The 22285-nt window shown below is 35.3% G+C and carries 24 protein-coding genes and 2 tRNA genes; 12 read left to right on the top strand and 14 right to left on the bottom strand.

Annotated features, from left to right (window positions below; all coding sequences use genetic code 11):
- The first annotated feature begins 62 nt into the window (after positions 1–62).
- From CGC49_RS05775 to CGC49_RS05765, 3 genes are read left to right on the top strand one after another with little or no spacing between them, the layout of a single operon-like run.
- Entirely contained in the window at positions 63–875 is an 813-nt protein-coding gene (locus tag CGC49_RS05775) for an RHS repeat domain-containing protein (RefSeq protein ID WP_042344016.1), read from the top strand.
- A 22-nt stretch (positions 876–897) separates the two neighbouring features.
- A complete protein-coding gene (locus tag CGC49_RS05770) occupies positions 898–1254 on the top strand; it encodes an SPOR domain-containing protein (RefSeq protein ID WP_042008335.1) in 357 nt (118 codons plus the stop codon).
- A gap of 17 nt (positions 1255–1271) precedes the next feature.
- Entirely contained in the window at positions 1272–2711 is a 1440-nt protein-coding gene (locus tag CGC49_RS05765; protein ID WP_095912084.1) for a PAS domain-containing sensor histidine kinase, read from the top strand.
- A 112-nt stretch (positions 2712–2823) separates the two neighbouring features.
- On the opposite strand, the gene CGC49_RS05760 is transcribed toward CGC49_RS05765, so the two are convergent.
- Complete coding sequence (locus tag CGC49_RS05760; protein WP_369801116.1) at positions 2824–3405, bottom strand: peptidoglycan-binding protein LysM; 582 nt, start codon at positions 3403–3405, stop codon at positions 2824–2826.
- A gap of 478 nt (positions 3406–3883) precedes the next feature.
- On the opposite strand from CGC49_RS05760, the gene CGC49_RS05755 reads away from it, so the two are divergent.
- From CGC49_RS05755 to CGC49_RS05740, 4 genes are all read left to right on the top strand, one after another.
- On the top strand, positions 3884–5833 hold the full coding sequence (locus CGC49_RS05755) for an OmpA family protein (RefSeq protein ID WP_095912082.1): 1950 nt from the start codon (positions 3884–3886) through the stop codon (positions 5831–5833).
- 301 nt (positions 5834–6134) lie between these two features.
- Positions 6135–7922, top strand: coding sequence for an arginine--tRNA ligase (gene argS / locus CGC49_RS05750; protein ID WP_095912081.1), 1788 nt, complete (start codon positions 6135–6137; stop codon positions 7920–7922).
- A gap of 120 nt (positions 7923–8042) precedes the next feature.
- A tRNA-Gly gene (locus CGC49_RS05745) sits at positions 8043–8115 on the top strand.
- A gap of 21 nt (positions 8116–8136) precedes the next feature.
- Positions 8137–8222, top strand: a tRNA-Leu gene (locus CGC49_RS05740).
- 171 nt (positions 8223–8393) lie between these two features.
- On the opposite strand, the gene CGC49_RS05735 is transcribed toward CGC49_RS05740, so the two are convergent.
- The 7 genes from CGC49_RS05735 to CGC49_RS05705 all read right to left on the bottom strand — a co-directional run bounded on the left by CGC49_RS05735 (position 8394) and on the right by CGC49_RS05705 (position 13076).
- Entirely contained in the window at positions 8394–8576 is a 183-nt protein-coding gene (locus CGC49_RS05735; RefSeq protein ID WP_095912080.1) for a hypothetical protein, read from the bottom strand.
- Positions 8573–8869 (bottom strand): hypothetical protein, encoded by a 297-nt coding sequence (locus tag CGC49_RS05730; protein ID WP_095893677.1) that lies wholly within the window; start codon positions 8867–8869, stop codon positions 8573–8575. The genes CGC49_RS05735 and CGC49_RS05730 overlap by 4 nt, the downstream gene beginning before the upstream one ends.
- Before the next feature lie 230 nt (positions 8870–9099).
- Positions 9100–9426, bottom strand: coding sequence for a helix-turn-helix domain-containing protein (locus CGC49_RS05725; protein WP_095893676.1), 327 nt, complete (start codon positions 9424–9426; stop codon positions 9100–9102).
- A gap of 105 nt (positions 9427–9531) precedes the next feature.
- Positions 9532–9744: a DUF6722 family protein gene (locus CGC49_RS05720; RefSeq protein ID WP_095912079.1), complete on the bottom strand. Its 213-nt coding sequence runs from the start codon at positions 9742–9744 to the stop codon at positions 9532–9534.
- Positions 9745–10369: 625 nt separating this feature from the next.
- Positions 10370–11857, bottom strand: coding sequence for a hypothetical protein (locus tag CGC49_RS05715; protein WP_095912078.1), 1488 nt, complete (start codon positions 11855–11857; stop codon positions 10370–10372).
- Between the two features lie 46 nt (positions 11858–11903).
- Positions 11904–12362 carry a hypothetical protein gene (locus CGC49_RS05710; protein ID WP_095912077.1) on the bottom strand — a complete coding sequence of 153 codons (459 nt, stop codon included), beginning with the start codon at positions 12360–12362 and terminating at the stop codon, positions 11904–11906.
- Positions 12363–12572: 210 nt separating this feature from the next.
- Positions 12573–13076: a hypothetical protein gene (locus tag CGC49_RS05705; protein ID WP_095912076.1), complete on the bottom strand. Its 504-nt coding sequence runs from the start codon at positions 13074–13076 to the stop codon at positions 12573–12575.
- A gap of 201 nt (positions 13077–13277) precedes the next feature.
- Between CGC49_RS05705 and CGC49_RS05700 the strand changes: the two genes are divergently transcribed.
- Positions 13278–13544, top strand: coding sequence for a helix-turn-helix domain-containing protein (locus CGC49_RS05700; protein WP_232745151.1), 267 nt, complete (start codon positions 13278–13280; stop codon positions 13542–13544).
- 150 nt (positions 13545–13694) lie between these two features.
- Here CGC49_RS05700 and CGC49_RS05695 read toward each other — a convergent pair whose 3' ends face one another.
- The 5 genes from CGC49_RS05695 to CGC49_RS05675 all read right to left on the bottom strand — a co-directional run bounded on the left by CGC49_RS05695 (position 13695) and on the right by CGC49_RS05675 (position 18286).
- Positions 13695–14393 (bottom strand): hypothetical protein, encoded by a 699-nt coding sequence (locus tag CGC49_RS05695; RefSeq protein ID WP_095912075.1) that lies wholly within the window; start codon positions 14391–14393, stop codon positions 13695–13697.
- A gap of 6 nt (positions 14394–14399) precedes the next feature.
- Positions 14400–14681 carry a helix-turn-helix domain-containing protein gene (locus CGC49_RS05690; RefSeq protein ID WP_369801073.1) on the bottom strand — a complete coding sequence of 94 codons (282 nt, stop codon included), beginning with the start codon at positions 14679–14681 and terminating at the stop codon, positions 14400–14402.
- Positions 14682–14780: 99 nt separating this feature from the next.
- Positions 14781–15581, bottom strand: coding sequence for a hypothetical protein (locus CGC49_RS05685; protein WP_095912074.1), 801 nt, complete (start codon positions 15579–15581; stop codon positions 14781–14783).
- A gap of 225 nt (positions 15582–15806) precedes the next feature.
- Positions 15807–16916: a Fic family protein gene (locus CGC49_RS05680; protein WP_042008322.1), complete on the bottom strand. Its 1110-nt coding sequence runs from the start codon at positions 16914–16916 to the stop codon at positions 15807–15809.
- A gap of 2 nt (positions 16917–16918) precedes the next feature.
- The gene (locus tag CGC49_RS05675; protein WP_095912073.1) at positions 16919–18286 is read right to left on the bottom strand and encodes a phage integrase SAM-like domain-containing protein; all 1368 of its coding nucleotides are present in this window, start codon (positions 18284–18286) and stop codon (positions 16919–16921) included.
- A 616-nt stretch (positions 18287–18902) separates the two neighbouring features.
- Between CGC49_RS05675 and CGC49_RS05670 the strand changes: the two genes are divergently transcribed.
- Genes CGC49_RS05670 through CGC49_RS05655 form a run of 4 tightly spaced genes read left to right on the top strand, consistent with a single transcriptional unit; the run spans position 18903 to position 21040 of the window.
- A complete protein-coding gene (locus CGC49_RS05670) occupies positions 18903–19325 on the top strand; it encodes a SufE family protein (protein WP_095912072.1) in 423 nt (140 codons plus the stop codon).
- 2 nt (positions 19326–19327) lie between these two features.
- Positions 19328–19651: a DUF59 domain-containing protein gene (locus tag CGC49_RS05665; protein ID WP_042008329.1), complete on the top strand. Its 324-nt coding sequence runs from the start codon at positions 19328–19330 to the stop codon at positions 19649–19651.
- 3 nt (positions 19652–19654) lie between these two features.
- The gene (locus CGC49_RS05660) at positions 19655–20167 is read left to right on the top strand and encodes a DUF2480 family protein (protein WP_095912071.1); all 513 of its coding nucleotides are present in this window, start codon (positions 19655–19657) and stop codon (positions 20165–20167) included.
- A 27-nt stretch (positions 20168–20194) separates the two neighbouring features.
- Positions 20195–21040, top strand: a complete 846-nt coding sequence (locus CGC49_RS05655; protein WP_042005384.1) for a DUF3078 domain-containing protein — start codon at positions 20195–20197, stop codon at positions 21038–21040.
- 71 nt (positions 21041–21111) lie between these two features.
- Here CGC49_RS05655 and CGC49_RS05650 read toward each other — a convergent pair whose 3' ends face one another.
- A complete protein-coding gene (locus CGC49_RS05650; protein WP_095912070.1) occupies positions 21112–22254 on the bottom strand; it encodes a pyridoxal phosphate-dependent aminotransferase family protein in 1143 nt (380 codons plus the stop codon).
- Positions 22255–22285: the final 31 nt, after the last annotated feature.

Here is a 22285-nt window from a genome sequence, read left to right as displayed (position 1 = left end):
TATAAAAAAACAATCTCAAATTTGAAAATAATTTGTATTTTTGCCTAAAATACTAAAAAACTATGAAAAAAATCACGCTTCTATTGGTGTTTCTCGTCAACGGAATTGCTTTAGCGTTAGCACAACCTAAAGAAACTCATTGGCAGACTGCGAAACTTAAAGGTAAAGTGAAATCGGTTATTTCCATTGAACGTTCTATAGAAAACAGTCAGGCTTCTTCTTCGTTCAAAACATCATTCACAAACGAGGGTTTTGTGACGGAAATTAATGCATTTGACGCACAAAATAAACAGATGATGCGAGTAGAGTTTGATTATGATTCGAAAAAGAATCAGACTGAAATTCGCAGTTTTTCCGAAGAAGGAAAAATGTACATGAAGTTAGTTGCTGTGTTTGACGCCAAAGGAAACAAGATTGAAGATACTACTTTTGAAGGAGAACAGCCTGTACAATATGGCAAATACCTGTATGATGAAAAGAGAAATTTGGTAGAGAAAAATTTATGTCTAACAGATGAAATGTGTGTTGAAAAACAAACATATGTGTACGATTCTAAAGGAAACAAAACCGAAGAAATTATTTTAAATCCTGAAGGAGATATAGTGTACAAAACACTATTTTCTTACGATAAAAAAGGAAATGTTACTGAGGTACGTCAATTCGAAGGAGGAAGTAAATTTGTTGCTAAGATAAACTACACCTATGACAAACATGATAACCCAACGTCCTCTTTGTCTTATGATGCTGAAAATAAATTGGTTGAGCAGACAAACTCTTCCTATATTTATGACAAAAAAGGAAATTGGATAAAGAAAACTATCTCGAAAGAGGGACGTGAAATTTACGTATCAGAACAAAAAATTGAATATTACTAGAGGAAAATATATTACAGAAATTATGAATCAGAAAAGAAATATTTTAGGGTTTGTTTTTGCATTTTTTGTATCGTTTGCTTATTCGCAAGTAGTTGTAAATCAAAATGATAATATTACTGAAATAATGGAATTGAAAAAAGACGTCGCAAAAAACGAAGTTCTTTTCCAAATTCAAATCTATAACGGCACTATTTCAGGAGCTAACGAAACGATGAAGTCCGCTAAAGAGCAATACAAGATGCCACTTTTCTTAGTTTTTGAAACTCCAAACTACAAAGTACGTTTAGGAAGTTTCAGAACTCGTTTAGAAGCAGAAAAAAACTTAATTGAGATAAGGAAGGTATATCCCGCAGCCTTTGTTATGTCTCCTAAAAAATAGGTAACTCCTTTTTAGGCATGTTAAAAAAAGATTCGCTTCGATTTCGTATATTTTTGAGTATGACCTTTTTGGTTGTAATTGCTTTTGCTGCCATTGCGGTTGTAATGGTGTTCCAATACCGAAAACAGGCGGAAGAATATCATATTGAGCGGCTTATAGACAAAGAAAATCAAATTAAAACGCAAATCCAATATGTACTTTCACAAACCACTTATCCGGTGGAAACAGCTTATGTTCCGTTGATTTTTAGGGAATCTATATACAACATTGCCAATATTTTAAATGTTAATTTTGACTTATACGACCTTAATGGAAGTCTTTTGAAAAGTTCCCGTGCTGTAATTGATAGTAAGGATACGCTCATTATTCCCACTCCTGTTTTGAAACAGTTAGCCTCCACTTTGAATAAACGACTTTCCGAACATCATTATCTTGAAGATGGGAGGGGATACCAAAATTCCTACACCTATGTAACGGATCTCCAATTCAAACCCATTGCAGTACTCAGCATTCCTCATTTTGAAGACGACACCTTTAATGAAAAAGCTCTCCAAGGCTCACTTTATAATATATCTTTAGTCTATTTTTCTTTATTGGTGTTAGCTTTGGGATTTGCTTATTTCATTTCGAGTTATATTACCAAATCCCTAAAAACGATTGAGAATCGTTTGGAGAAGACTCGATTACTGGAGCGTAATGAAAAAATCATACTGAAATCACCGAGTACTGAAATTGGACAGTTGGTGGGGGCTTATAATAGTATGATTGACGAAATTGAACGTAGTAAGGTATTGTTGGCAAAATCCGAACGGGAACAAGCATGGCGTGAAATGGCGAAACAGGTTGCCCACGAAATCAAGAATCCGCTGACTCCCATGCGACTCTCCGTACAGAGTTTTCAACGTCGATTTGATCCTAATGACCCCGAAGTAAGGGATAAAACCAATGAGTTTTGCGAATCACTCGTTCAACAAGTTGATATTCTGAGTAATATTTCTTCGGCATTTTCAGCCTTAACTAATATGCCTGCGAAGCAAGAGGAGTTTTTCAATGCTGTTCCTGTGGTAAAACGAACCTTAGATATTTTTGATTCGAAACATATTTCTTTCATTACCACCGATGAGCATATTTCTTTATTATTTGATAAAGATCAATTGGTTCGTGTGGTAACTAATTTAGTCAAAAATGCTATTCAAGCTACTGAAAACAAAGAAAATCCAAGGATTGTTGTTTCTCTGAGTAAAAAAGAATTTCAAGTAGAACTTACGGTGAGTGACAATGGTGTAGGCATTCCAACCGCTGACCAAGAAAAAATTTTTGAACCTCAATTTACTACCAAAACAGGAGGTACAGGTTTAGGCTTAGCCATGGTCAAAAGTATCATCACAGCTGCAAATGGCTCTATCAAAATTCAATCACAGGTAGGTAAGGGGAGTACGTTTATTGTTCATCTTTAAGTGTTTTCTTGTACCTTATGTTGTTTTTATAAATGGTTGTAACTCAACTTCAAATTGATATAATTACTATTGAACCCTAAAATAGGATGGTTCTATTTTTAGCAGACATGTATCAGAATCTGGGTCTTTCCTCTGGAATTATATCTGTCACATCATAATCGGCAAAATTTCGTAAATAGTTTTGTAGCGTTGTACCGTTAGCATCGGCGAAGGAGTAATTACCTTTACGTTTAAAGTATTGTTTCACACTTTGCGCTCCTGCTAAATGGGCAGCCGCTAAAATCCCAGATTCTGTGATGTTTATCCCATTTATTTTCTTACCCACAAAAAGATCTATTTCTTCGCGTAAAACCCATTTGTTTCTTTTTATACTCAATGTGAACAATCGTTCTTGTTGCTCAGGAGAATTCAAAAACTCATAAGTATCTGTAACTCCGTAGAATCGTAATGCAGATTTCCCGAATTGGTATTTACCCATATACCCAAACGGATTTACTACAAAATAATTGCCTCTTGACTCTCTGTAAGCTAAAGCCTCTTTGAATCCGACAAATGTTCTACCAATGAAAGGAGGGTTTACTTGCTCTTTGAGCTCCGACTCAGGGGGAATAACAACCAATAAAGGTTCTTTCACTATAAAATCCTTGTGGATACTAATTTTTTTAGTACTAACTTCTATGATGGTGAGGGTCATTAGTAAAACGCTCAACATCCCCAATAACATAAATAAATACTTCTTTTTACTTTGTATCATTCTGTCTATTTTATTTAAGACTTATCGTGAATTTGTAGTAAAATTACACTGCTTAAAATTTTCAGGCGGCAAAATTACATCTTTTGTATTGATACACAAGTTTATATGTTATCGAAAAGTTAAACTAAAAAGAAAACGATAACAAACTTTAACACGCTTATTCAGCTACCAAGCATAATTTTATACGTCTGTTAAGATTTCTGACACTGAATGTTAATTTATTTTCTGAGCAATCTCAGTAAATAGGGGCAGTTTCTTGTGTTTTTAGCATACTTAGTAGTCATTTGTATGTAAAAAATCGTATATTTGCGGGTGATTCTCAAGTTACTTAATGCGAGAGTTGGGAGAAGATAAAGAATAGCATTACATATCCATTGCTATTTCCTGAGAGTTATGGAATAAATTTGTGAGGAGTACTATGAAGATGAAATTTTTAAAAACCCTTTTGGTGTTTTTTGGTGCACTGTTTTTTGGGTTTTCGCAGACAAAAGAGTTAATAAAAGCTCATAAACTCTATAAAAACTATGATTACGTAGGAGCGATAAAGGCATATGAAAGCATTGCTAAAAAGGGGTTTGTCAACCAAGATTTATTACAAAATTTAGGCAATTCTTACTACTATAATGCTGATTATGAGAGTGCTAATATTTGGTATGAACAACTTTTCTCTAAGGAGGAATATAAGAAATCATCGGAATATTATTATCGATATGCCCAAACACTAAAGTCTGTTGGAAAGTTAGAAGATTCGGACAAGATAATGGATAAATTTGTAGCTATGGTTGGTAAAAGTGACGCTAGAGCTGTCATTTTTAACAAAAATAGGAGCTATCGAAAAGACATAGAGCTTAACTCTAATCGACTCGAATTACAACCATTGAAAATAAATTCCCCAAATTCAGAATATGGAACGGCTTTCTACGGTAAGAAGATTGTATTTTCAAAAAGTTCAGGCCTTTTCAAAGGAAAATCGACATGGACGGGTGATGCTTACTACGATTTATATGAGGCCAAGAGGGATTGTATGAATGTTTCCAAGGTTTCAAAAATGAACAAAATAAACACCCGATTCAATGAATCTACAGCCGTTTTTACCAAAGATGGAAATACAATCTATTTCACACGAAACAACTTCCTCAACAACAAGATAAAAACCAACGGCGATGATACGGTCTTACTCAAAATCTTCAAATCCACAAAAGACAAAAACGGAAAATGGAGTAAGGAAAAGGAAATGCCATTCAACAGCAATATTCACAATGTAGCACATCCTGCATTGAGTCCTGATGAGAAATATCTCTATTTTGCTTCGGATATGCGAGGTTCGTTCGGCGCTTCGGATATCTACCGAGTAGAACGCCTTGAAAAAGGAGGCTATGGAAAACCTGAAAATTTAGGCAATGTAGTAAACACTGCTGGTCGGGAATCCTTTCCTTTTGTAAGTAAGGATAACATTCTTTATTATTCATCTGATGGATATCCTGGATTAGGAGGGTTAGACATCTTTGCTGTAAAAATAAACGAAGATGGGTCTTTTTCAAAACCCGTAAACATAGGTGCACCAGCAAATAGCTCTAAGGATGATTTCTGTTTTGTTATTGATAGTGATACAAAAGTGGGATTCTTGACATCCAATCGGGTAGGAGGGAAAGGAAAAGATGATATTTATGCTTTTCAAGAACATAGACCTGTGTCTTTCAGTTGCACAAAAAATATTTCAGGAATCGTAAGAAATGCTACTACACGTGAAATTATCAAAGATGCAGGGCTAGTTTTACGAAATGCTGATGGTAAACCGATTGAAACTAAGCTTTCTGATGTTGACGGGAATTTCTCTTTTGCATATGAGATTGATTGTACAAATGGAAGTACGTTTAATATAAACGCTGAAAAACAAGGTTTTATACCTAAGAAACAGGAAGTTATCATTAAGGAAAAAGACGAGCTATTCTACGAAATTGCATTAACACCTATTGAACGCCGAAAAATAGAAAAAGGAACAGACTTGGCAAAAGTTTTGAAGATTGACAATATTTACTTCAATTACGATAAAGCAGATATTCGCCCCGATGCTGCAGAACAATTGGCAAAAATCGTGGATGTAATGAAGGAGTATCCTACGATGAAAATTGATGTTCGTTTGCATACGGATAGTCGTGGTTCAGATAAGTATAATTTGGCACTCTCCGACCGACGAGCCAAATCAACCATCAAATGGTTGGTGAAGCACGGTATCAAAAAATCACGTATAACTGGTAAAGGCTATGGAGAAACTCAATTGACCAATCACTGTGGTAATGGTGTTAAATGTTCAGAAGAAGAACATCAGGCAAACCGAAGAAGTGAATTTATTATCATTTCAATGTAATAATAGAGAAGAAAAAAATATATGATTATTAATTCATTGTGTTTGTAGTGATTTAAACACCTGTTACTTTTATACGGAGTTATCTATGCGTTTTGGAATATACAGAATTTTAAAAATTCCGTATCTTAGTTTCTTCGTTTAAGCATCCAAAATATACAAAAATGATCCTTGTCAGTCAGAAATAGTGAAAAAAATGCTTTTGAGCATTCAGTCTACCGATTGTAATTTTTATAAATATGGCAAAGCATCATATCTTAAAAATCATTACCTTTGCCTCCATAATTAATTTTTGTTTACACCCATGCTAGATCTACAAGATATTTTAAAACAACATACACAAAAGGCTGTTGAGCAACTTTTTAGTGTTCAACTCGAAAACATTGAACTTCAACAGACTAAAAAAGAGTTTGAGGGAGACATTACCGTTGTAATTTTCCCGATGTTACGTCAGATTAAAGGAAATCCTGAACAAATTGGACAACAAATCGGAACTTTTTTACAAGAAAAAGTAAAAGAGGTAGAGAGCTTCAATGTAATCAAAGGATTTTTGAATTTAGTAATTTCGGATTCTTATTACATTGATTTTCTGAAAAGTATAGAAAATGAAACCAATTTTGGTTTGGCTCAGCCCAATTCCAAAAAGACCATAATGGTTGAATATTCGTCGCCTAACACCAACAAACCCTTGCACTTAGGGCATATTCGCAACAACTTGTTAGGATATTCAGTCGCCGAAATTCTAAAAGCAGCGGGACATAAAGTATATAAAACTCAGATAATCAACGACCGAGGAATACACATCTGCAAGTCAATGATTGCTTGGCAACGTTTTGGCAATGGCGAAACACCTGAAAATTCAGGACTTAAAGGCGATAAACTTGTCGGGAATTACTATGTAGCTTTCGATAAAGCGTATAAATCTGAAATTGAGCAACTTATTTCAGAAGGAAAAACCAAAGAAGAAGCTGAAAAACAAGCTCCTATATTTTTGGAAGCACAAGAAATGCTTCGAAAATGGGAGGCCGGAGACGAGCAAGTTATTTCCCTTTGGAAAGAAATGAATCAGTGGGTTTACAACGGATTTTCAACTACTTACAAAAATTTAGGTGTCGATTTCGATTCATACTACTACGAAAGTGATACGTATTTATTAGGAAAAGACATCATCGAAGAAGGCTTACAAAAAGGCGTTTTCTTCAAGAAAGAAGACGGCTCGGTTTGGTGTGATTTAACCGCTGATGGTTTGGACGAAAAATTAGTACTTCGCTCCGACGGAACTTCCGTGTATATTACCCAAGATATTGGTACCGCAACGCAACGTGTGAAAGATTATCCTGACGTAAAAGGAATGGTTTATACCGTTGGAAATGAGCAAGATTATCATTTCAAGGTTTTGTTTTTAATTCTGAAAAAATTAGGTTTTGATTGGGCTGAAAATCTATATCATTTAAGTTATGGAATGGTAGATTTACCGAGCGGAAAGATGAAAAGTCGTGAAGGAACTGTGGTCGATGCCGACGATTTAATTGCCGAAATGGAGCAAACAGCTGAAGAAATTTCGCAAGAATTAGGCAAATTGGACGGATACGATGATAATCAGAAAAAGGAATTGTATCACACCATCGGTTTGGGAGCTTTGAAGTACTATATTTTGAAAGTTGACCCCAAAAAACGTATTCTTTTTGATCCGAAAGAATCTATTGACTTCCAAGGGAATACAGGTCCTTTTGTGCAATACACTTATGCACGAATTAAATCTATCTTACGAAAATACAACGAAATAGAAATCTCAAAATCAGAAAATCTTTCAATTTCAGAATTACACCCTAAGGAGAAAACACTTCTTAAAAATGTGGCACTTTTCCCCGAAGTGGTGCAAAACGCAGCAGATTCGTACAGCCCTGCGGTCATTGCCAATTATGTGTATGATTTGGTAAAAGATTTCAATTCTTTCTATCAGAATGTATCCATTTTGGGAGAGGAAAATGTAGCAAAAAGAGAGCTTCGGGTGTTGCTTTGTAAAAAAATAAGTGAGATTATTGCATCGGCTTTTGCAATGCTCGGGATACAAGTTCCTGAGAGAATGTAAAATGCTTTTCAGACAGAAAAATATTTTTCAAAAAAAAGAAAAAATATTTGCCAAGTAAAAAAATGTTATTATCTTTGCACTCGCAATCGGTTAGGGGTTGCTTTTGGAAAATATTGTTTTGCGAAAATAGCTCAGTTGGTAGAGCGCAACCTTGCCAAGGTTGAGGTCGCGGGTTCGAACCCCGTTTTTCGCTCTTTTATTGCCTTAATAAAGGGCTCGGATGGTGGAATCGGTAGACACGCTGGACTTAAAATCCAGTGGGCAGCAATGCCTGTGCGGGTTCAAGTCCCGCTCCGAGTACAACAAAAAATCGTAATGCTTTTATAGTGAAAGTGTTGCGATTTTTTATTTTGTGATTTAGCCGACATTTAGCCGACATTTTCAAAAATGCTATTTTGTCAGGTGTTTTTTTTAGGTGTTGGAGCATATAAAAAAAGCCCCCTGTTTTGGGGCTTCCTGCCGGTCAAAAAATTATCTTTTGATATAGTCAGGTTGTACTTGTTCTCTTTTGTCGATTACTTCTATTCGCAACGACGGTAAATGTATTTTTTGCTCTAATTCTTTCAAATTTTCGGGGCTTATGTATCCCTGTTTTAAAATTTTCAAAAGTAATATTTTGGCTTCCTTGTCTAATGGCTTTGCTTCGTTATTCATTCCTTTAAAATATTTTCAGTTAGGTTTTCAATAATCAAATTTAAACTATCATCTGAAAGGGCTTCTAATTCAATATTAGCCCCAAAGGTTTGCATTTTTGGCAAGGTATATTGTAAAAGCCTTTCAAATGCTTGTATGCGTTCTTTTGGTTCAAGTGCCTTAAAATCTTTTTCAATCTGCTCCTGATTTTGGTCTAAAAACGACCTCAACCATTTACGCATATCGTTTGTGGCTTTGTTAGGTGTGCCTTTTTGCCGTCCTCCTGTTTTTGTTGTTCCTTTGGGTCGTGCCATTATATTTTTTTTGCAAACATACAAAATATTTCTATTTCAATCTATTATAGATATAAATTTAAAGTAATAGTTTAATTTTATGTATGATTATTTTTACCGAAGTTTACCCACCCTTTACCGAAGTTTACAAAACAAAATAGAGTGTGTGTTTTAGGGCCTTTTTTTGTCGGGATTTTATGCAATTTGTGCATTTTCAAAAACAATAAAGGGACTGAATTAGCCCCTTTTGTTTACTGATACATTAACCCAAACTTCAACCCCAACGCCTCTGCAATACTTATGAAAGTGGATAACTGCATATCGGTTTCCCCACGTTCAAGGCTTGCGATGTATTCCCGTTTTTTGCCTATCTTTTCGGCTAATTCTTTTTGTGTTATCTTGCGTTGTTTGCGTTCCTCTTTCAGAAGTTCAGCAAAATACCACGCCTTTGCTTTGGCGGTAAACTCCTTGCGGGTGGGTGTACCGACTGCTCCGTACATTTCGGCTAACAATTCCCGCCCCGTTGTGAGTTTTGCGATTTTTTCGGGGTCTATTTTTGTGCGGTCTATCTTATTCATTGTCGTGCGTGTGTTTTTGTTTTTTATCACGAATGTAAAAATAAAAATAACCTACCACCGCAACAAGTGAAATATAAATCATCATATAAATTGCTCCACTCATATTTATTTTCGTTTTTTAGGTTTATTTTTTTGCGTTCTCTCTTCTTTTGGGTCTCTTACAAGTAATAGACCGAAAATAAGCAATATTGTTGTTGTAATACTTGCGGTTATGTACAGTTCCAATCCTTCAACCTCTGTAAAAATATCCGAAACTATAACCGCCGTAACTACATACTTCACTATGTCAAGTAATAATTTTCCTAATTCTTTTCTCATTGATTAAAACTAAAAAATTATCATTCTGCAAAGGTAAGATATTTATATCAAACTAACAACAAAAAAATGTATTTTTTTTCGTACTTTCAAAGGTCGGTAAAGTAGTAACATTATTTGCCCGTGTGGTGGTTGTTTTTTTTGGTTATATCTTGGTTATCTTCGGTTATCTTCGGTTATCTTTGCTCTAAATACTGCCACAAATACTAAAATTTTTTAAGCATTTATTTTAGGGCTGATGAGGTTTTCCATAATTTTATGGAATACCAAAAACTTCAAACATCGAATTTAAGGCGGTTTTTTGCCTGTTTTACGTGGGTTTTATGGTGTCTGCTTGTGTTTGTATAGTTGAGGTCTTTTTAATCGGTTTTTGTCTATTAAAAATCGTTTTTAAGGGTTCGGGGTTTAAAATTCAACGTTTGAAGGCGTTTTTTCGGGGTTTCTTTGCTTCGGGTGGGTGTTTATAACCTCAACGGCAAAAACACAAAAAAACACCCTTTGTTGAGGTTTAGGGGCGTTTGGTTGCTTGGTTCTTGCTTTCTTGCTTTCTTGAAACTTGGTACTTGGTTTTTGATACTTGGTTTTTGATACTTGGTTCTTTGAAACTTTAAACTTTAAACTTTGAACTTTAAAACAATTCCAACTGATTTTTAAAATACTTCTGCAAAGGCGGTTTATTTGGCTTTTTGTCCCTGTTCGGGTTGTTGTATCGGTTTCTAACTTGCTTACACAAGTGCATAATGATATTTTTTTCTCGTACGGGTTGGTATCCAGTATTGGGCAAAAGATACGAACAAAGTAAAATATATTTTTCGGGGTCGTGTTCTTTCAAGTACAAAAAAGTTGCAGTCCTGATGTATTTTGCACCCTCCTTTTCGTGGGTCAATTCTATACCCGTAACCGCACAAACTTTTTTAGTTTTTTTGCCCTCATTTTTTGATGAGTTTTCAACTTCATTTTTTAATCCAAAATCAGTACTTTTTTTGGCTAAATTTTCAACCTCGTTTTTTGCATTTTCAGAGACTAAATTTTTGCCTTTTTCTGAAAGGGCGTTTTGTAACCAGTTTACCCTATACTTAAAGTGTAAAGTAGTATACATTTGCCCTTTTTCGGAGGTCGGTAAAGTAGTATACATTTCTGTATTTTCAGGGTCGGTAAAGTTGTGTACATTTTTACCACTTTCAAGGGTCGGTAAAGTAGTATACATTTCTGTATTTTCAGTGCCTAAAACTTGCTTAAAAACTTCGTTCATTTTTGACTGAATTTGCCCTTTTAAATTTTCCGAAAATTCAAGTACCATTTTTTCTAATTGCTTTCTTTTTCTGCCTCTTTGTATCTTATTTAAACCCCTCCAATATTCTTTATTTTGGAATAGTACCGCCTTTGCTTGGCCTTTGTCGTTGAGGTCGTGCGTGCGGGTGGTCTTGTCAAAGTATACCAACTCTTCAAACTCCTTGTAAAGCACTTCAAAGGTTTGCGACAACGTAAGGGAGTTTATATCCTCCAACGTCTTTAATTCAATTCCTGCCGTGTGTAGTTTTTGCATTTTACGAACCTTTATCTCTACACGGATAACGTGTGTATCCATTTGATACTGACGGCTTTTGTTGTAGAGTTTTAAATAATATTGGTTGTGGTCAAACTGCACGTAATTACCCTCGTGTTTTACGATATAATCGTAATTGTTGCGGTGGTATAATATGCCCGTTAAAAACTCCTTTGGGTCAAAGGAAACGGGGTTATTCAGCCCGATTTCGATGTTTTGCAACTTACACACGGAGGGGCAAACGTCCAACGCCTCGCAAAGGGTGTCAATGGTTTGCGTAATTTCGTCCAATGTAAACAAGTCGCCGTTAAACCCGCCGTGCTTTGCGATTTGCTCGGGGGTTGCGATATTGTGTATTTGACTTCGGAACTTATGCAAACTTCCATAGAGTAAAACCCCGCCCGTTTGCGGTTCAATGACCATATTTTTAAATAAATACGTCTCTTTGGTAACCTCCGCCGTTGCGGTTTCTGTTTCGGTGGTCGCAACTGCAAAAGTGCCGTTATTTACCAGTTCTTTAAACTTGGCGGGGTTGGAGTAACTGATACGGGTTTTAAAATAATCTACCATAGTTTTATTGCTTTATGTTTTATGCCTTATGCTTATGGCTTACAACCTATTGCAATCCAAAATATCTTTTTATTTGAACTGAAATCATAGTTATTGCTAATGTTGTATCCATTGGGTAATAATTCGGATACTCCAAAATTGCCAATTTGGTGCGGTCGGTATTGAATACGAAAAATAACAAGGTATGTTTTTTGTAACGCCCGTAATGGTCTTTGCTCGATATATCGCCGTAATAGATTTGCGGGTGTGCGGTTCTGAAAAGCCCCGTGAGTACTTCGCCCCACTTGGCACGTGTGCCGTCTGCTTTACGTGGTGCGGGTTTGTACCAAAAGGCTACGTTTTCCGAACGATTGAAGTTGCGTTGTACAGATATATTGGCAAAGTCCAAAATATACGGGCTTTGGGCGGTTTGATGTATCTTTTCAAAGTGCGTAACTTCTTTGTATTTGTCTGATGTTTCTATTTTGGCAAACTGATGTATGTTTGCTCCGTTTAGGTTATTCATATTTATTTAATGATTAAAAGATTAAAAAAATTACTTGGATTTTGTTACTTGTTACTTGGTTCTTTGAACTTTATACTTTATCCTTGTTCCTTTTTTTAAGACAAAAGACCCCCACGCCCCTAAACTTGGGGGCTTTGCCTACTTGTTATTTTTTGAATGATTATTTAACGAATTAGGGGCGGTAATTTTGTAACATTTTGCCCTTTGTGGTTACTTGGTGGGGTGCTGTTCTTTGAACTTTTGTATAAATTCGGTATAGGTTATTTCATCGTTCATAAATGAATAGTTGAGGTGTGCGTATTCGTCTGTAGGGTCTTTAAACCAACCTAATAAATAGCAATCTAACTCATAATCAGGTGTGAAGTACAAATCGTCGTGTACGTAATAAAACGGCTCAGAAAGTTTGTACAATTGCTTAGCCACTTCAAAATATTGCTTTTGGTCGTCTTCTGTAAAGTCTTTGCCACTTTCTAATATCGAAGCCAAAAGGCGGTAAAAAATGCCTGTATCAATTGGCTTTCTGTCAAACTCTTTCAGGAAAAGGTTAAGGCGGTTCGTGACTTCGATAGCATCTAATGCCAATAACGAATATTTGAGGGCGTCTTTTTGGGTATGCATTCCAAAATCATTCATAGGTATAAACGTACCGAATTCCTCATTTGTTTTGCCGTTGCGGTCTTTGATTGTCAAGGTTTGTCTTTCTAAAACTCTCATATTATTATTTTTAAATAGTTACTTAATTACTTTGGTTCTGAAACTTTGTATAACGTCAAACTATTATTTTATATTTATAATGCAAATATAAAATTATATTTTTATATACGCAAATATTTTTTCAAATTATTTTTTTATTTTTTTACTCATTTATAAAACTATAATTTTATTTTATTATCTTTGCCTAAAATATCTTGGATTATGGTAAGAATTAAAGAAATTGCAAAAAGTAAAGGTGTTTCATTAACTGAATTAGCCCAAAAGTTAGGCATTACTTATCAGGCTTTAAATGCCCGTATAATTGGAAACCCCTCTTTAAAGGCGTTAATTGAAATCGCCAATGTTTTAGAAGTTGATGTAAGGGACTTAATCGAACCCACGACCTCAACGGCAACCACGCCACTATATATCAAAGACGATAACGGCAACTTAGTTGAAGTGGGAAGTCTTAACAAGGATAAAGAGTAAAGGATAAAGTAACAAGTAATCAAAATCCAAGTAACAAGAACTTGAAACCTTGAACCTTGTAACTTTGAACTTTATACTTTTTTTCGTATCTTTGTCACGTTCGTACGCAAAAAACTTTTCTAAAACACTTGGGGGCTTTTGCCCTCTTTTTTATGCTTTATTGTAGTTTTCAATCACTTTTAACAACTGACTTTCAGAGGTAATCAATTTTTGTTCAATCACTTGGGTTACAAACTTTTCAATATCTGAAATACGTTGTAGTTGTCCACGTGTGGCAGTGTCTCTAATACCTTTTTCGTGTCTTCCAAATACTTTATTATTGATTTCACGGCTGTACAAGGCATAATTAGGCTCTTCGATAATAGTTGCGATTGCTCTATTCATCGGGGCAAACTCCGAACCTGCCAATATGCGGTTAAAAATAAGGCTGTCGGTTAGCCAAATTACCACCTTTGCGTAAATCAACGGGTTTAATTCCATTGCTAAAAGTACCCATATATAAGGGTCGGCATAGGTAGATTTGTTTTCGCCCCTGCCTGTAGTTTTCCAAACTTTAAGACCTTTGAGGGTTTTTATAACACCTTCTTTTTCAATAAACTGCATAAAACTGATTATATTCATTTTTATGATACCTCTCTCATTTAAAAGATGATATACTCTTTCTTGAAAAGGTTTGGTTTTTACTATATCTTCTACTTGTCTATTAGACCACCCGTACTCAAATCTTGCTGTTTCATAGGCTTTCATCAGGTCGGTAACGGATAGGCTTTGCCCGTGCTTTGTGTTTTGCTTGATAATCACGCCGAATAAATTGCGGTCGGCACTTTTCATTATTACATTTGTTTTCATAATTCATTAGTTTTTAAGTTCAATAACGGCACTTTCTACCTCGTGGCGTTTGTAGTACACACGTCCACCAATTCCGTATGATTTTAGTATGCCTTTGCGTGTCCAATTGTTTAGGGTGGTAAGGTTCACGCCTAACAAGTTAGCCACTTCACGACGGGTTAAATACTCGGTTGGGGCTTTAGGCTGAAAATGTTTTTTGAGTTCGTTAATTTGGGATTGTACCACCTGCGAAAATTGCTCTTTGAGTTGCTCAGGGGTAATCTGAATAAATTGTACTGCTTCCATCATTGAATAATTTTAAATATTTCGATGGTGCAAAGGAAGTGTGTGTAAGATGTATGAGTAAAAAGTGTGTAAAGAAAACTCTACACACTTTTTATTTTGAAGTTATTTAAAGGGGTATTTATTTACGAAGTCTTTTATTTCTTCTTCGTTTGTTTTGGTCTTATATTGTCCTGTCATTATTAGTCTTGCGTTGGTTTCATTGCACCCTAATACAAGGGCTAACAACTTGTAACGTTCTTTTTCCGAAACGTTTAGTGCGTATAATGCTTTTTCAAGGTTTAGGGTTTTATCAGCAATTAGGTAACGTTCTAATAAATTGGGTGTGCGTCCGTTAATAAGTATGGTTTTTGATTGTTTGGGGTTTTCGGGTTGCGGTTCTTCTGAAACAATGGGGGCGGGTTCTAATTTTTGTCTATATTTTTCGGGTAACATTACACTGAAAGCCTGATAATTTGAGTTTTTGAGTTCGGGGCGTAGTTCCTTTATCTTCTCAACTACCAATTTTTTAAACCTATAAACGTCATAAAATTCATAAGGAAATAATAGAGCCTCCATATCTACTATGGGTTCAAAGTTGTATCCTTTGGCTTTCATTTTATCCCTATGAGCCTTGCCTTTTTCTGTTAATTTTTCATACGGAGTTGGGTATATGTAAGGTACTTTCAACCCTCTTTTTTCTCTTTCTTCGATTGCATTAAATACATCTTCGGGGGTAAAATTTGTCTCGTATTCTTCTTTTTCCTGAAACAAATAAAACCCTATATCGTAGCATAAACGTTTTAACAAATCAATATCATAATTTTCAGTGTATTTTTTTATAATTTTAAGCATATCCGTTTCGCCCATATCATTTTCACGAATGTAATCGCATATATCATAACAATTTAAGTGTTCTATATCCATACCTCAACTTTTCTAAAACATTCTTATTTTCAAAGGATTTACCTTAACTTATTGGTTTTTACGCCCTAAAATCATCGGAGGGCGGTTTTTTAAGGAGTTTCCGTAACAGAAACCTCGTTAATGTTGCATTTATGTAGTCATTTATACTTTCATTTATACGAAATGCCGTTTTTGTATAAACGTGGTTACGAACGTGGTAAATTTTAGCCTTTTTTTTCCACGTGGTTACGAACGTGGTAAAAATTCAGTATTTTTTTCCACGTTGTTTTTTTCCCTCATCAGCACACTTATTAACGTTTCATTGATGTAATAGTTTGATTTTCCTATTTTTATTTTAGTCATAAATCCTGCCTGTGAAATCGTATCTAAATAGTTCAACGCTGTACGTTTGGAAACCCCTAAATCATTTTGCAAAAACTCTATTTTGGTATATGGGTTTTTGAATAGGTTATTTAATAAATCTTGGCTGTATAGTTTTGGAAATTCGGTGCGTAGCCGTTGTTTGGTGCTTTGCATTACTTGTTTTATTTCCTGTACTAATTCAATGGTTTGTATGGCTGTAACCTCAACGCCTTTAAGCAAATACATTACGAGGCTTTCCCAATCATTACGGGTGCGTACCCCTTGCAATACTTGGTAATATTGTGTTTTGTTCTGAATGATGTAACGACTTAAGTACAATACGGGCAAATCCAAAAGCCCTTGTAATACCAAATACAAAATATTGATAATTCGCCCCGTACGCCCGTTGCCGTCATAAAAAGGGTGTATACTTTCAAACTGATAATGTATAACCGCCATTTTAGTAAGGGGGTCAAGTTCCGAAAATTCATCATCATTGACAAACCTTTCAAGGTTCGCCATTAGGTTTAAAATTTCGTCCTTGTCTTGCGGTGGGGTGTAGATAGTTTCGCCGAGTGAGTTCATTAATTTTGTACCCGCCTGCGTTCTGAACCCTGCCTTGTTTTGCTCTAATGTTTCCTGAATTTGTAAAATATGTTTGTTAAGTAGTAGTTTTTCAGTTCGTACGATTTGAAACCCCAATTTTAACCCTTGTGCGTAATTAACCACCTCTTTGCTGGCGGGGTTTTTGGTTTCAATCAAAATATTTTCCTTATATAAATCGTCGTGTGTGGTTACGATATTTTCTATTTCACTACTGCTCTTGGCTTCTTGTAGAGCAAGGGTGTTTATTAAAATTTGCTCGTTCGGAATGGTTTTTACCACGCCTTTAAGTTCTGCCAAGTGGCGGTGTGATTTTGCCAATTGTCGTAATACTGAGGCGGTTTCTATTTCGGTTGCTGGAGGTAAAAATGGTATTTTGAAGTTATTCATAACTATTTAATATTCAATTTATTCAGTTCTTGGATTAGTTCGGGTTTGGAAGTTAAGAAATCGACCATTTGTAAGGCAGTTTCGGCTTCATTTTTACCGATGTATTTTAGTAACATTACTTCGGTGGAATGCCCCGTAACGTTCTTAATTATCGTAGTGGGTAATTTTCCGTATAGGTTGGTCGCAAACGACCGCCTACATACGTGCGAGGTTATAAACTCGTATTTTGGTAAGGTTACTTTTATGGTTCGTTTGTTGCCTTTGCCCTCGTAATTACCTTTATCGTCTTTCTCTATGGCGTTGCCGTTGCGGTCAATCAGCACCGACCTTGTGTGTGTTATTGGAATATCAATACCCGCCAACTTACATACTTCTTTAATGTATTCGTTAAGACGTTGGATACTGATAGGATAAGGAAGCCCCGCATTTTTTATTTCTAATATTTCAGAGTTAAGCCCCTCGATGATAGGAACGATAACTATTTTGCCTGTTTTTTGTTGTCTTATCCTAACTGCAGGAGTACCATTGTCCAAATAGGCAAAGTTTGAAAGGTCTATTTTTAAAAGGTCGCCCCCACGTTGTCCCAAATGACAACCCAACAAAAGCCACTTACGGGCGTTGTGCAGTTGTAAGTTTGTTATTTTGCAGTCTCTTATTTGTTGGAGTTCCTGAGGATTGAGGTATATAGGTAACTCTTTTTCGGGTGTCCCTTTGGCTAATTTAGGCAGTTGGGGGCTTGTCTCAATGCCTAATGTATTTGCTTCGTTGCATACGGCTTTGAGGTTGTCCATTAGTTTGAGGGCGTAACTATCTTTATGCTGTCTCGTATTTATTAGCCAATCCAAAAAAAAGCGTTCAAACTTTAAATCTATATCCTTTGCCTTGTAATGTTTTCGGGTTTTGGATTGATAGGCGTTGAAAATAGTTTTTAATGTTTGATAAGATTTTACCCTACTTTGAGAAAGTCCCAATGTACCCCGTCCGTTTTTGCGTGTGTGTGCGGTTTGTATGATGTAATCGATAAGGTCAAGGATAAACGCACTTTGCCCCGTGTTGGGGTCGTCTATTCGTTTGAAAAAAATATCGATTTGCGTTTGTAGCCAATCGGCATTGATAGGGTTGCCGTCCCTTTCAGCAATATTTACACTTTCACGAATGAATGCCCGTAGTTGTTCAAGGGTTACAATGGTGTTTTTGTTTTCGGGGTTGTTGGCTTTGGGTAGCCCCTTTGTTTTGTTCCAATATTCGGAATTGACAAAAAGCCCTGTTTTGCGTTTTATATCTTTGCCTTTACCTCGACCTAAAACCATTCGTAGGTAAATAGGGATATTTTCCCCTTGACTTTGGAGTATAAAATTTAACGTTGCCATTATGTTACTTTTCTAAAACAAAGCAAAGGTACGAAAAAAAATACACCCTAAAAATTTAGCCGACATTTAGCCGACATTTTCTGTTTTGCTTTCAACTTTATTGTATTGTTTTGTATTATTTGCAACAAATTTTTTAAGGCTAATTAGTTGAATTACAGAACAATAATGCTGATTTTAAAGAGAATACGAAAAGAGTTAAAATACAGGTGTCTTGTCCCGCTCCGAGTACATCAAAAAATCGTAATACTTTTATAGTGAAAGTGTTGCGATTTTTTTATTTTCATTTTTGCTGATATCCATCAAAAAATCAATCATTAAATTTGTAGAACAAGTGAAACAGGGGATGTTTACCAATCCTTGTAAGACGTGATTTATCATTAGTAAAGATGAATCAGAACTTCAAGATATAACTATAATGATTCATAATTTGTTTTTCAAAATCACCAACATAAAAAGTAAAAAATGCTTTAATCTTGAATATTATAAAAAGATTTTTATTGCAGTAAATTAAAAAACAAATGGGTATTACTTACAATTTCTGTATGAAAAGAAAAAATTAAGATTTTTTTAGAATAAAATAAAGATACATTTCTTACATTTGCCCAAATTTTAAAATATGACGATTCAGCAAGTTCAGAATGAGATTATAGAAGAATTTTCATTTTTCGATGATTGGATGCAACGTTATGAATATATGATTGAGCTTGGAAAGTCGCTCCCTTTAATTGATGAGAAATATAAAACGGATGATTATCTGATTAAAGGATGTCAAAGCAAAGTGTGGCTGTTTGCTGATTTTGAGGATAGTAAAGTAAAATTCACAGCCGACAGTGATGCAATCATTACTAAAGGAATCATAGCATTGTTAATACGTGTTCTTTCAAATCAGAAACCGAAAGATATTGTTGAGGCTCCGTTGGATTTTATTGAAAAAATTGGATTAAAAGAGCATCTTTCGCCAACACGAGCTAATGGATTGGTTAGTATGCTTGAGCAAATGAAACGATATGCTTTTGTATATCAACTAAAAGAATCATAATTATGTCAAATACTATAAATACCGAAGACTTAGGCGAAAAAATCGTTGATATGCTCAAAACGATTTATGATCCAGAGATTCCTGTTGATATCTATGAATTGGGACTCATATATGACGTTTTTGTCAATGAGAATTACGATGTAAAAATATTGATGACCCTCACGACTCCTAATTGTCCTGTGGCAGAAGTATTACCTCAGGAGGTACAAGAAAAAGTTAAGAGTATAGATGAAATCAATGAGGTGGAGGTGGAAATTACTTTTGATCCACCTTGGCATCAGGATATGATGAGTGAGGTTGCAAAATTAGAACTAGGATTTTTGTAAGATTTGACACAAGAAATCGTAAATAGAGTAACTAAAAGTGCGTTGGAAATCTTCGACTTGGAAGATTATTACCCAAATGAAAGACGTTTACTGCTTGACATTAAGGAATTCCTTCATGAGGGATTTATTCTCAGAGAAAAGGAATTTAGAGAGGCTTTGGACAACTACTCGTGGGAAACGTATGAAAACGCTTATGTAGCGATATATTGCTCCACCGAAGCTATTTTACCGGCGTGGACGTTTATCCTTATCGCATCAAAGTTACAGCCTTATGCAAAGAAAATTGTACAAGGTGATTTGCAGAGTTTGGAGGTAGCTATTTTTCAGGATATTATAGCAGGGGTGGATATCTCCTATTTAATCGACAAGCCTGTGATAGTGAAGGGTTGTTCAAAAAAACCTATCCCCGAAGAGGCATATGTCATGGCGGTGCAACGTATTCAGCCCATAGCTCGAAGCGTCATGTTCGGGGAAGCGTGTTCAGCAGTGCCTATTTACAAGAGAAAAAATATGTAACATTTTTAAAATTAATTATAACAAACAATGAAAAAACTTTTATTATCGGTTTTATGCTTATCTTCATTAAGCATTTTTGCACAAAACGAAGAGTCAAATTGGAAAAGGGGAGGTAATGCTTCTTTGATGTTTAACCAAGCTGCATTCAATAACGAATGGACAGGAGGAGGAACAAGCAACGTTGCGGCAAATTTGGCTATCAGCTATGCTGTTAACTACAAAAAAGATGCATGGACATGGGATAACAACTTCTTCATTGACTACGGTATCACAAAGTTGAAAAATGATGAATTTGCAAGAAAAATCAATGACCGTTTTGAAATTAATTCATTATTAGGTAGACAAGCATCAGAGTTTTGGTATTATTCACTTTTTATGAATTTTAAAACACAGTTGAGTAATGGATATAAGTATTCTGCTTCTGACAAAACACTTATAAACAGATTTTTATCTCCTGGTTACTTCCAGTTAGGGCCTGGTATGTTGTGGAAAAAAAGCGATAATTTAAAAGTGAATCTTGCTCCTGCAACATTAAAAGTGACTTCTGCAAGAAAGCAATTTACAAATTATGTTGATAGTTTTTACGGGGTGAAAAGAGGTAAAAATTTCAATTACGAGCTGGGTCTTGCTGTTGGAGGATATGCTAAATTCAATTTAATGGATAACGTTTCTATGGAGAATATCTTGAATTTGTATAGCAACTATTTAGACAAACCACAAAATATAGACATAGACTACACTGCTAATTTGGTGATGACTATTAATAAATATTTATCGGCGAACTTTACTTTCCAAGCGATTTATGATGATAACGCTGTAAAAGGATTCCAAGTTCGTGAAGTATTAGGTTTAGGAGTTAACTACAAGTTATAATATTCTATTAAAAGATTTGCAAAATGAGGCACTCGAATTCGATTTGCCTCATTTTCATTTTACTAGGAACCCTAACACGATTCATTTAAGTATAAGATGTTGTTTACGAGATTCAGAATTTGTTCCTCTGTGTTAAAACTATGTAGGCAAATTCGTAGGCGTTCCTCTCCTTTTGGAATGGTAGGGGAGAGTATAGGCATCACGCCAAAACCTTTATTTTGAAGTTGTTCAGCTACCGATTTCACAAAATCATTCCCTGATACAATCATCGCTTGGATTGAAGAATTAGAATGAATAAATGAATAATTTTTTTTGTGTTTTTCCAAGGTATTTTTGAAAAGAGAAATGTTTTCCTGTAATTTTTTAATATGTGTTGTTTTTTTTAATTGCCTATATCCTGCTACAATATGAGCAACACTCTGTGGAGGCATTGCTGTAGTATAAATCAGTGAACGGGCGAAATTTATTAAATAATCTTTTACCACCCCAGAGGAAAGTATAGCAGCTCCGTGACATCCTAAGGCTTTTCCATAGGTTACAATACGAGCGAATACTCGATTCTCCAACCCCAGATGTTGTACCAAGCCACAACCAAATTGACCGAAAACTCCTAAAGCATGAGCCTCATCCACAATTAGGAAGGCTCCATACTGCTCACATAGTTCTGTCATTTTTAATAAATCAGGAGAATCTCCATCCATTGAAAAAACAGATTCGGTGGCTACAAAAGTAGTTTGTTTGGAAGAAGAAAATTTCTTGAGGAGTTTTTCCAAATCGGATAAATCATTATGTTTAAATTTGTATGATTTTGTCAATCCCAACGAAATTCCATCACGAATGGAAGCGTGTATATAACTGTCATACAACATAATATCATTCCGTTGAGGAATACATGAGAAAAAACCAACATTAGCATCATAACCCGAATTAAATAACAAAGCACTTTCCGAATTGTGAAATTTAGTAATCTCATTTTCAGCAACTTCATACAATGAATGATTCCCTGACAGTAAGCGAGACCCTGTTGCCCCGTGTTGCCATTTTTGTTCAGCTAATATTTTTTCTACTTCGGCATGAATTGCTTTTGACGAGGCAAAGCCAATGTAGTCATTGGAGAAAAAATCTATTGTGAACAAATTGTTTTTAAGTGTCCGAAAGGCATTATCTGCTTTTCTATCCGCTATTTTTTTATGTATATGCTCAGGAATACGCATCTAATTAAGTTGAATATGAATGTAACACCAT

The organism is Capnocytophaga sp. H4358 (genome assembly GCF_002302515.1).
GTDB lineage: Bacteria > Bacteroidota > Bacteroidia > Flavobacteriales > Flavobacteriaceae > Capnocytophaga > Capnocytophaga canis.
Note: the sequence above shows the minus strand (reverse complement) of the source record. Positions and strands in the feature narration are given on the sequence as shown.

Excerpts from the sequence above, each read along its gene's own strand:
- CGC49_RS05775 (WP_042344016.1), top strand. The coding sequence starts at position 63 with ATGAAAAAAATCACGCTTCTATTGGTGTTTCTCGTCAACGGAATTGCT.
- CGC49_RS05770 (WP_042008335.1), top strand. The coding sequence starts at position 898 with ATGAATCAGAAAAGAAATATTTTAGGGTTTGTTTTTGCATTTTTTGTA.
- CGC49_RS05765 (WP_095912084.1), top strand. The coding sequence starts at position 1,272 with ATGTTAAAAAAAGATTCGCTTCGATTTCGTATATTTTTGAGTATGACC.
- CGC49_RS05760 (WP_369801116.1), bottom strand. The coding sequence starts at position 3,405 with ATGACCCTCACCATCATAGAAGTTAGTACTAAAAAAATTAGTATCCAC.
- CGC49_RS05755 (WP_095912082.1), top strand. The coding sequence starts at position 3,884 with ATGAAGATGAAATTTTTAAAAACCCTTTTGGTGTTTTTTGGTGCACTG.
- argS (WP_095912081.1), top strand. The coding sequence starts at position 6,135 with ATGCTAGATCTACAAGATATTTTAAAACAACATACACAAAAGGCTGTT.
- CGC49_RS05735 (WP_095912080.1), bottom strand. The coding sequence starts at position 8,576 with ATGAATAACGAAGCAAAGCCATTAGACAAGGAAGCCAAAATATTACTT.
- CGC49_RS05730 (WP_095893677.1), bottom strand. The coding sequence starts at position 8,869 with ATGGCACGACCCAAAGGAACAACAAAAACAGGAGGACGGCAAAAAGGC.
- CGC49_RS05725 (WP_095893676.1), bottom strand. The coding sequence starts at position 9,426 with ATGAATAAGATAGACCGCACAAAAATAGACCCCGAAAAAATCGCAAAA.
- CGC49_RS05720 (WP_095912079.1), bottom strand. The coding sequence starts at position 9,744 with ATGAGAAAAGAATTAGGAAAATTATTACTTGACATAGTGAAGTATGTA.
- CGC49_RS05715 (WP_095912078.1), bottom strand. The coding sequence starts at position 11,857 with ATGGTAGATTATTTTAAAACCCGTATCAGTTACTCCAACCCCGCCAAG.
- CGC49_RS05710 (WP_095912077.1), bottom strand. The coding sequence starts at position 12,362 with ATGAATAACCTAAACGGAGCAAACATACATCAGTTTGCCAAAATAGAA.
- CGC49_RS05705 (WP_095912076.1), bottom strand. The coding sequence starts at position 13,076 with ATGAGAGTTTTAGAAAGACAAACCTTGACAATCAAAGACCGCAACGGC.
- CGC49_RS05700 (WP_232745151.1), top strand. The coding sequence starts at position 13,278 with ATGGTAAGAATTAAAGAAATTGCAAAAAGTAAAGGTGTTTCATTAACT.
- CGC49_RS05695 (WP_095912075.1), bottom strand. The coding sequence starts at position 14,393 with ATGAAAACAAATGTAATAATGAAAAGTGCCGACCGCAATTTATTCGGC.
- CGC49_RS05690 (WP_369801073.1), bottom strand. The coding sequence starts at position 14,681 with ATGATGGAAGCAGTACAATTTATTCAGATTACCCCTGAGCAACTCAAA.
- CGC49_RS05685 (WP_095912074.1), bottom strand. The coding sequence starts at position 15,581 with ATGGATATAGAACACTTAAATTGTTATGATATATGCGATTACATTCGT.
- CGC49_RS05680 (WP_042008322.1), bottom strand. The coding sequence starts at position 16,916 with ATGAATAACTTCAAAATACCATTTTTACCTCCAGCAACCGAAATAGAA.
- CGC49_RS05675 (WP_095912073.1), bottom strand. The coding sequence starts at position 18,286 with ATGGCAACGTTAAATTTTATACTCCAAAGTCAAGGGGAAAATATCCCT.
- CGC49_RS05670 (WP_095912072.1), top strand. The coding sequence starts at position 18,903 with ATGACGATTCAGCAAGTTCAGAATGAGATTATAGAAGAATTTTCATTT.
- CGC49_RS05665 (WP_042008329.1), top strand. The coding sequence starts at position 19,328 with ATGTCAAATACTATAAATACCGAAGACTTAGGCGAAAAAATCGTTGAT.
- CGC49_RS05655 (WP_042005384.1), top strand. The coding sequence starts at position 20,195 with ATGAAAAAACTTTTATTATCGGTTTTATGCTTATCTTCATTAAGCATT.
- CGC49_RS05650 (WP_095912070.1), bottom strand. The coding sequence starts at position 22,254 with ATGCGTATTCCTGAGCATATACATAAAAAAATAGCGGATAGAAAAGCA.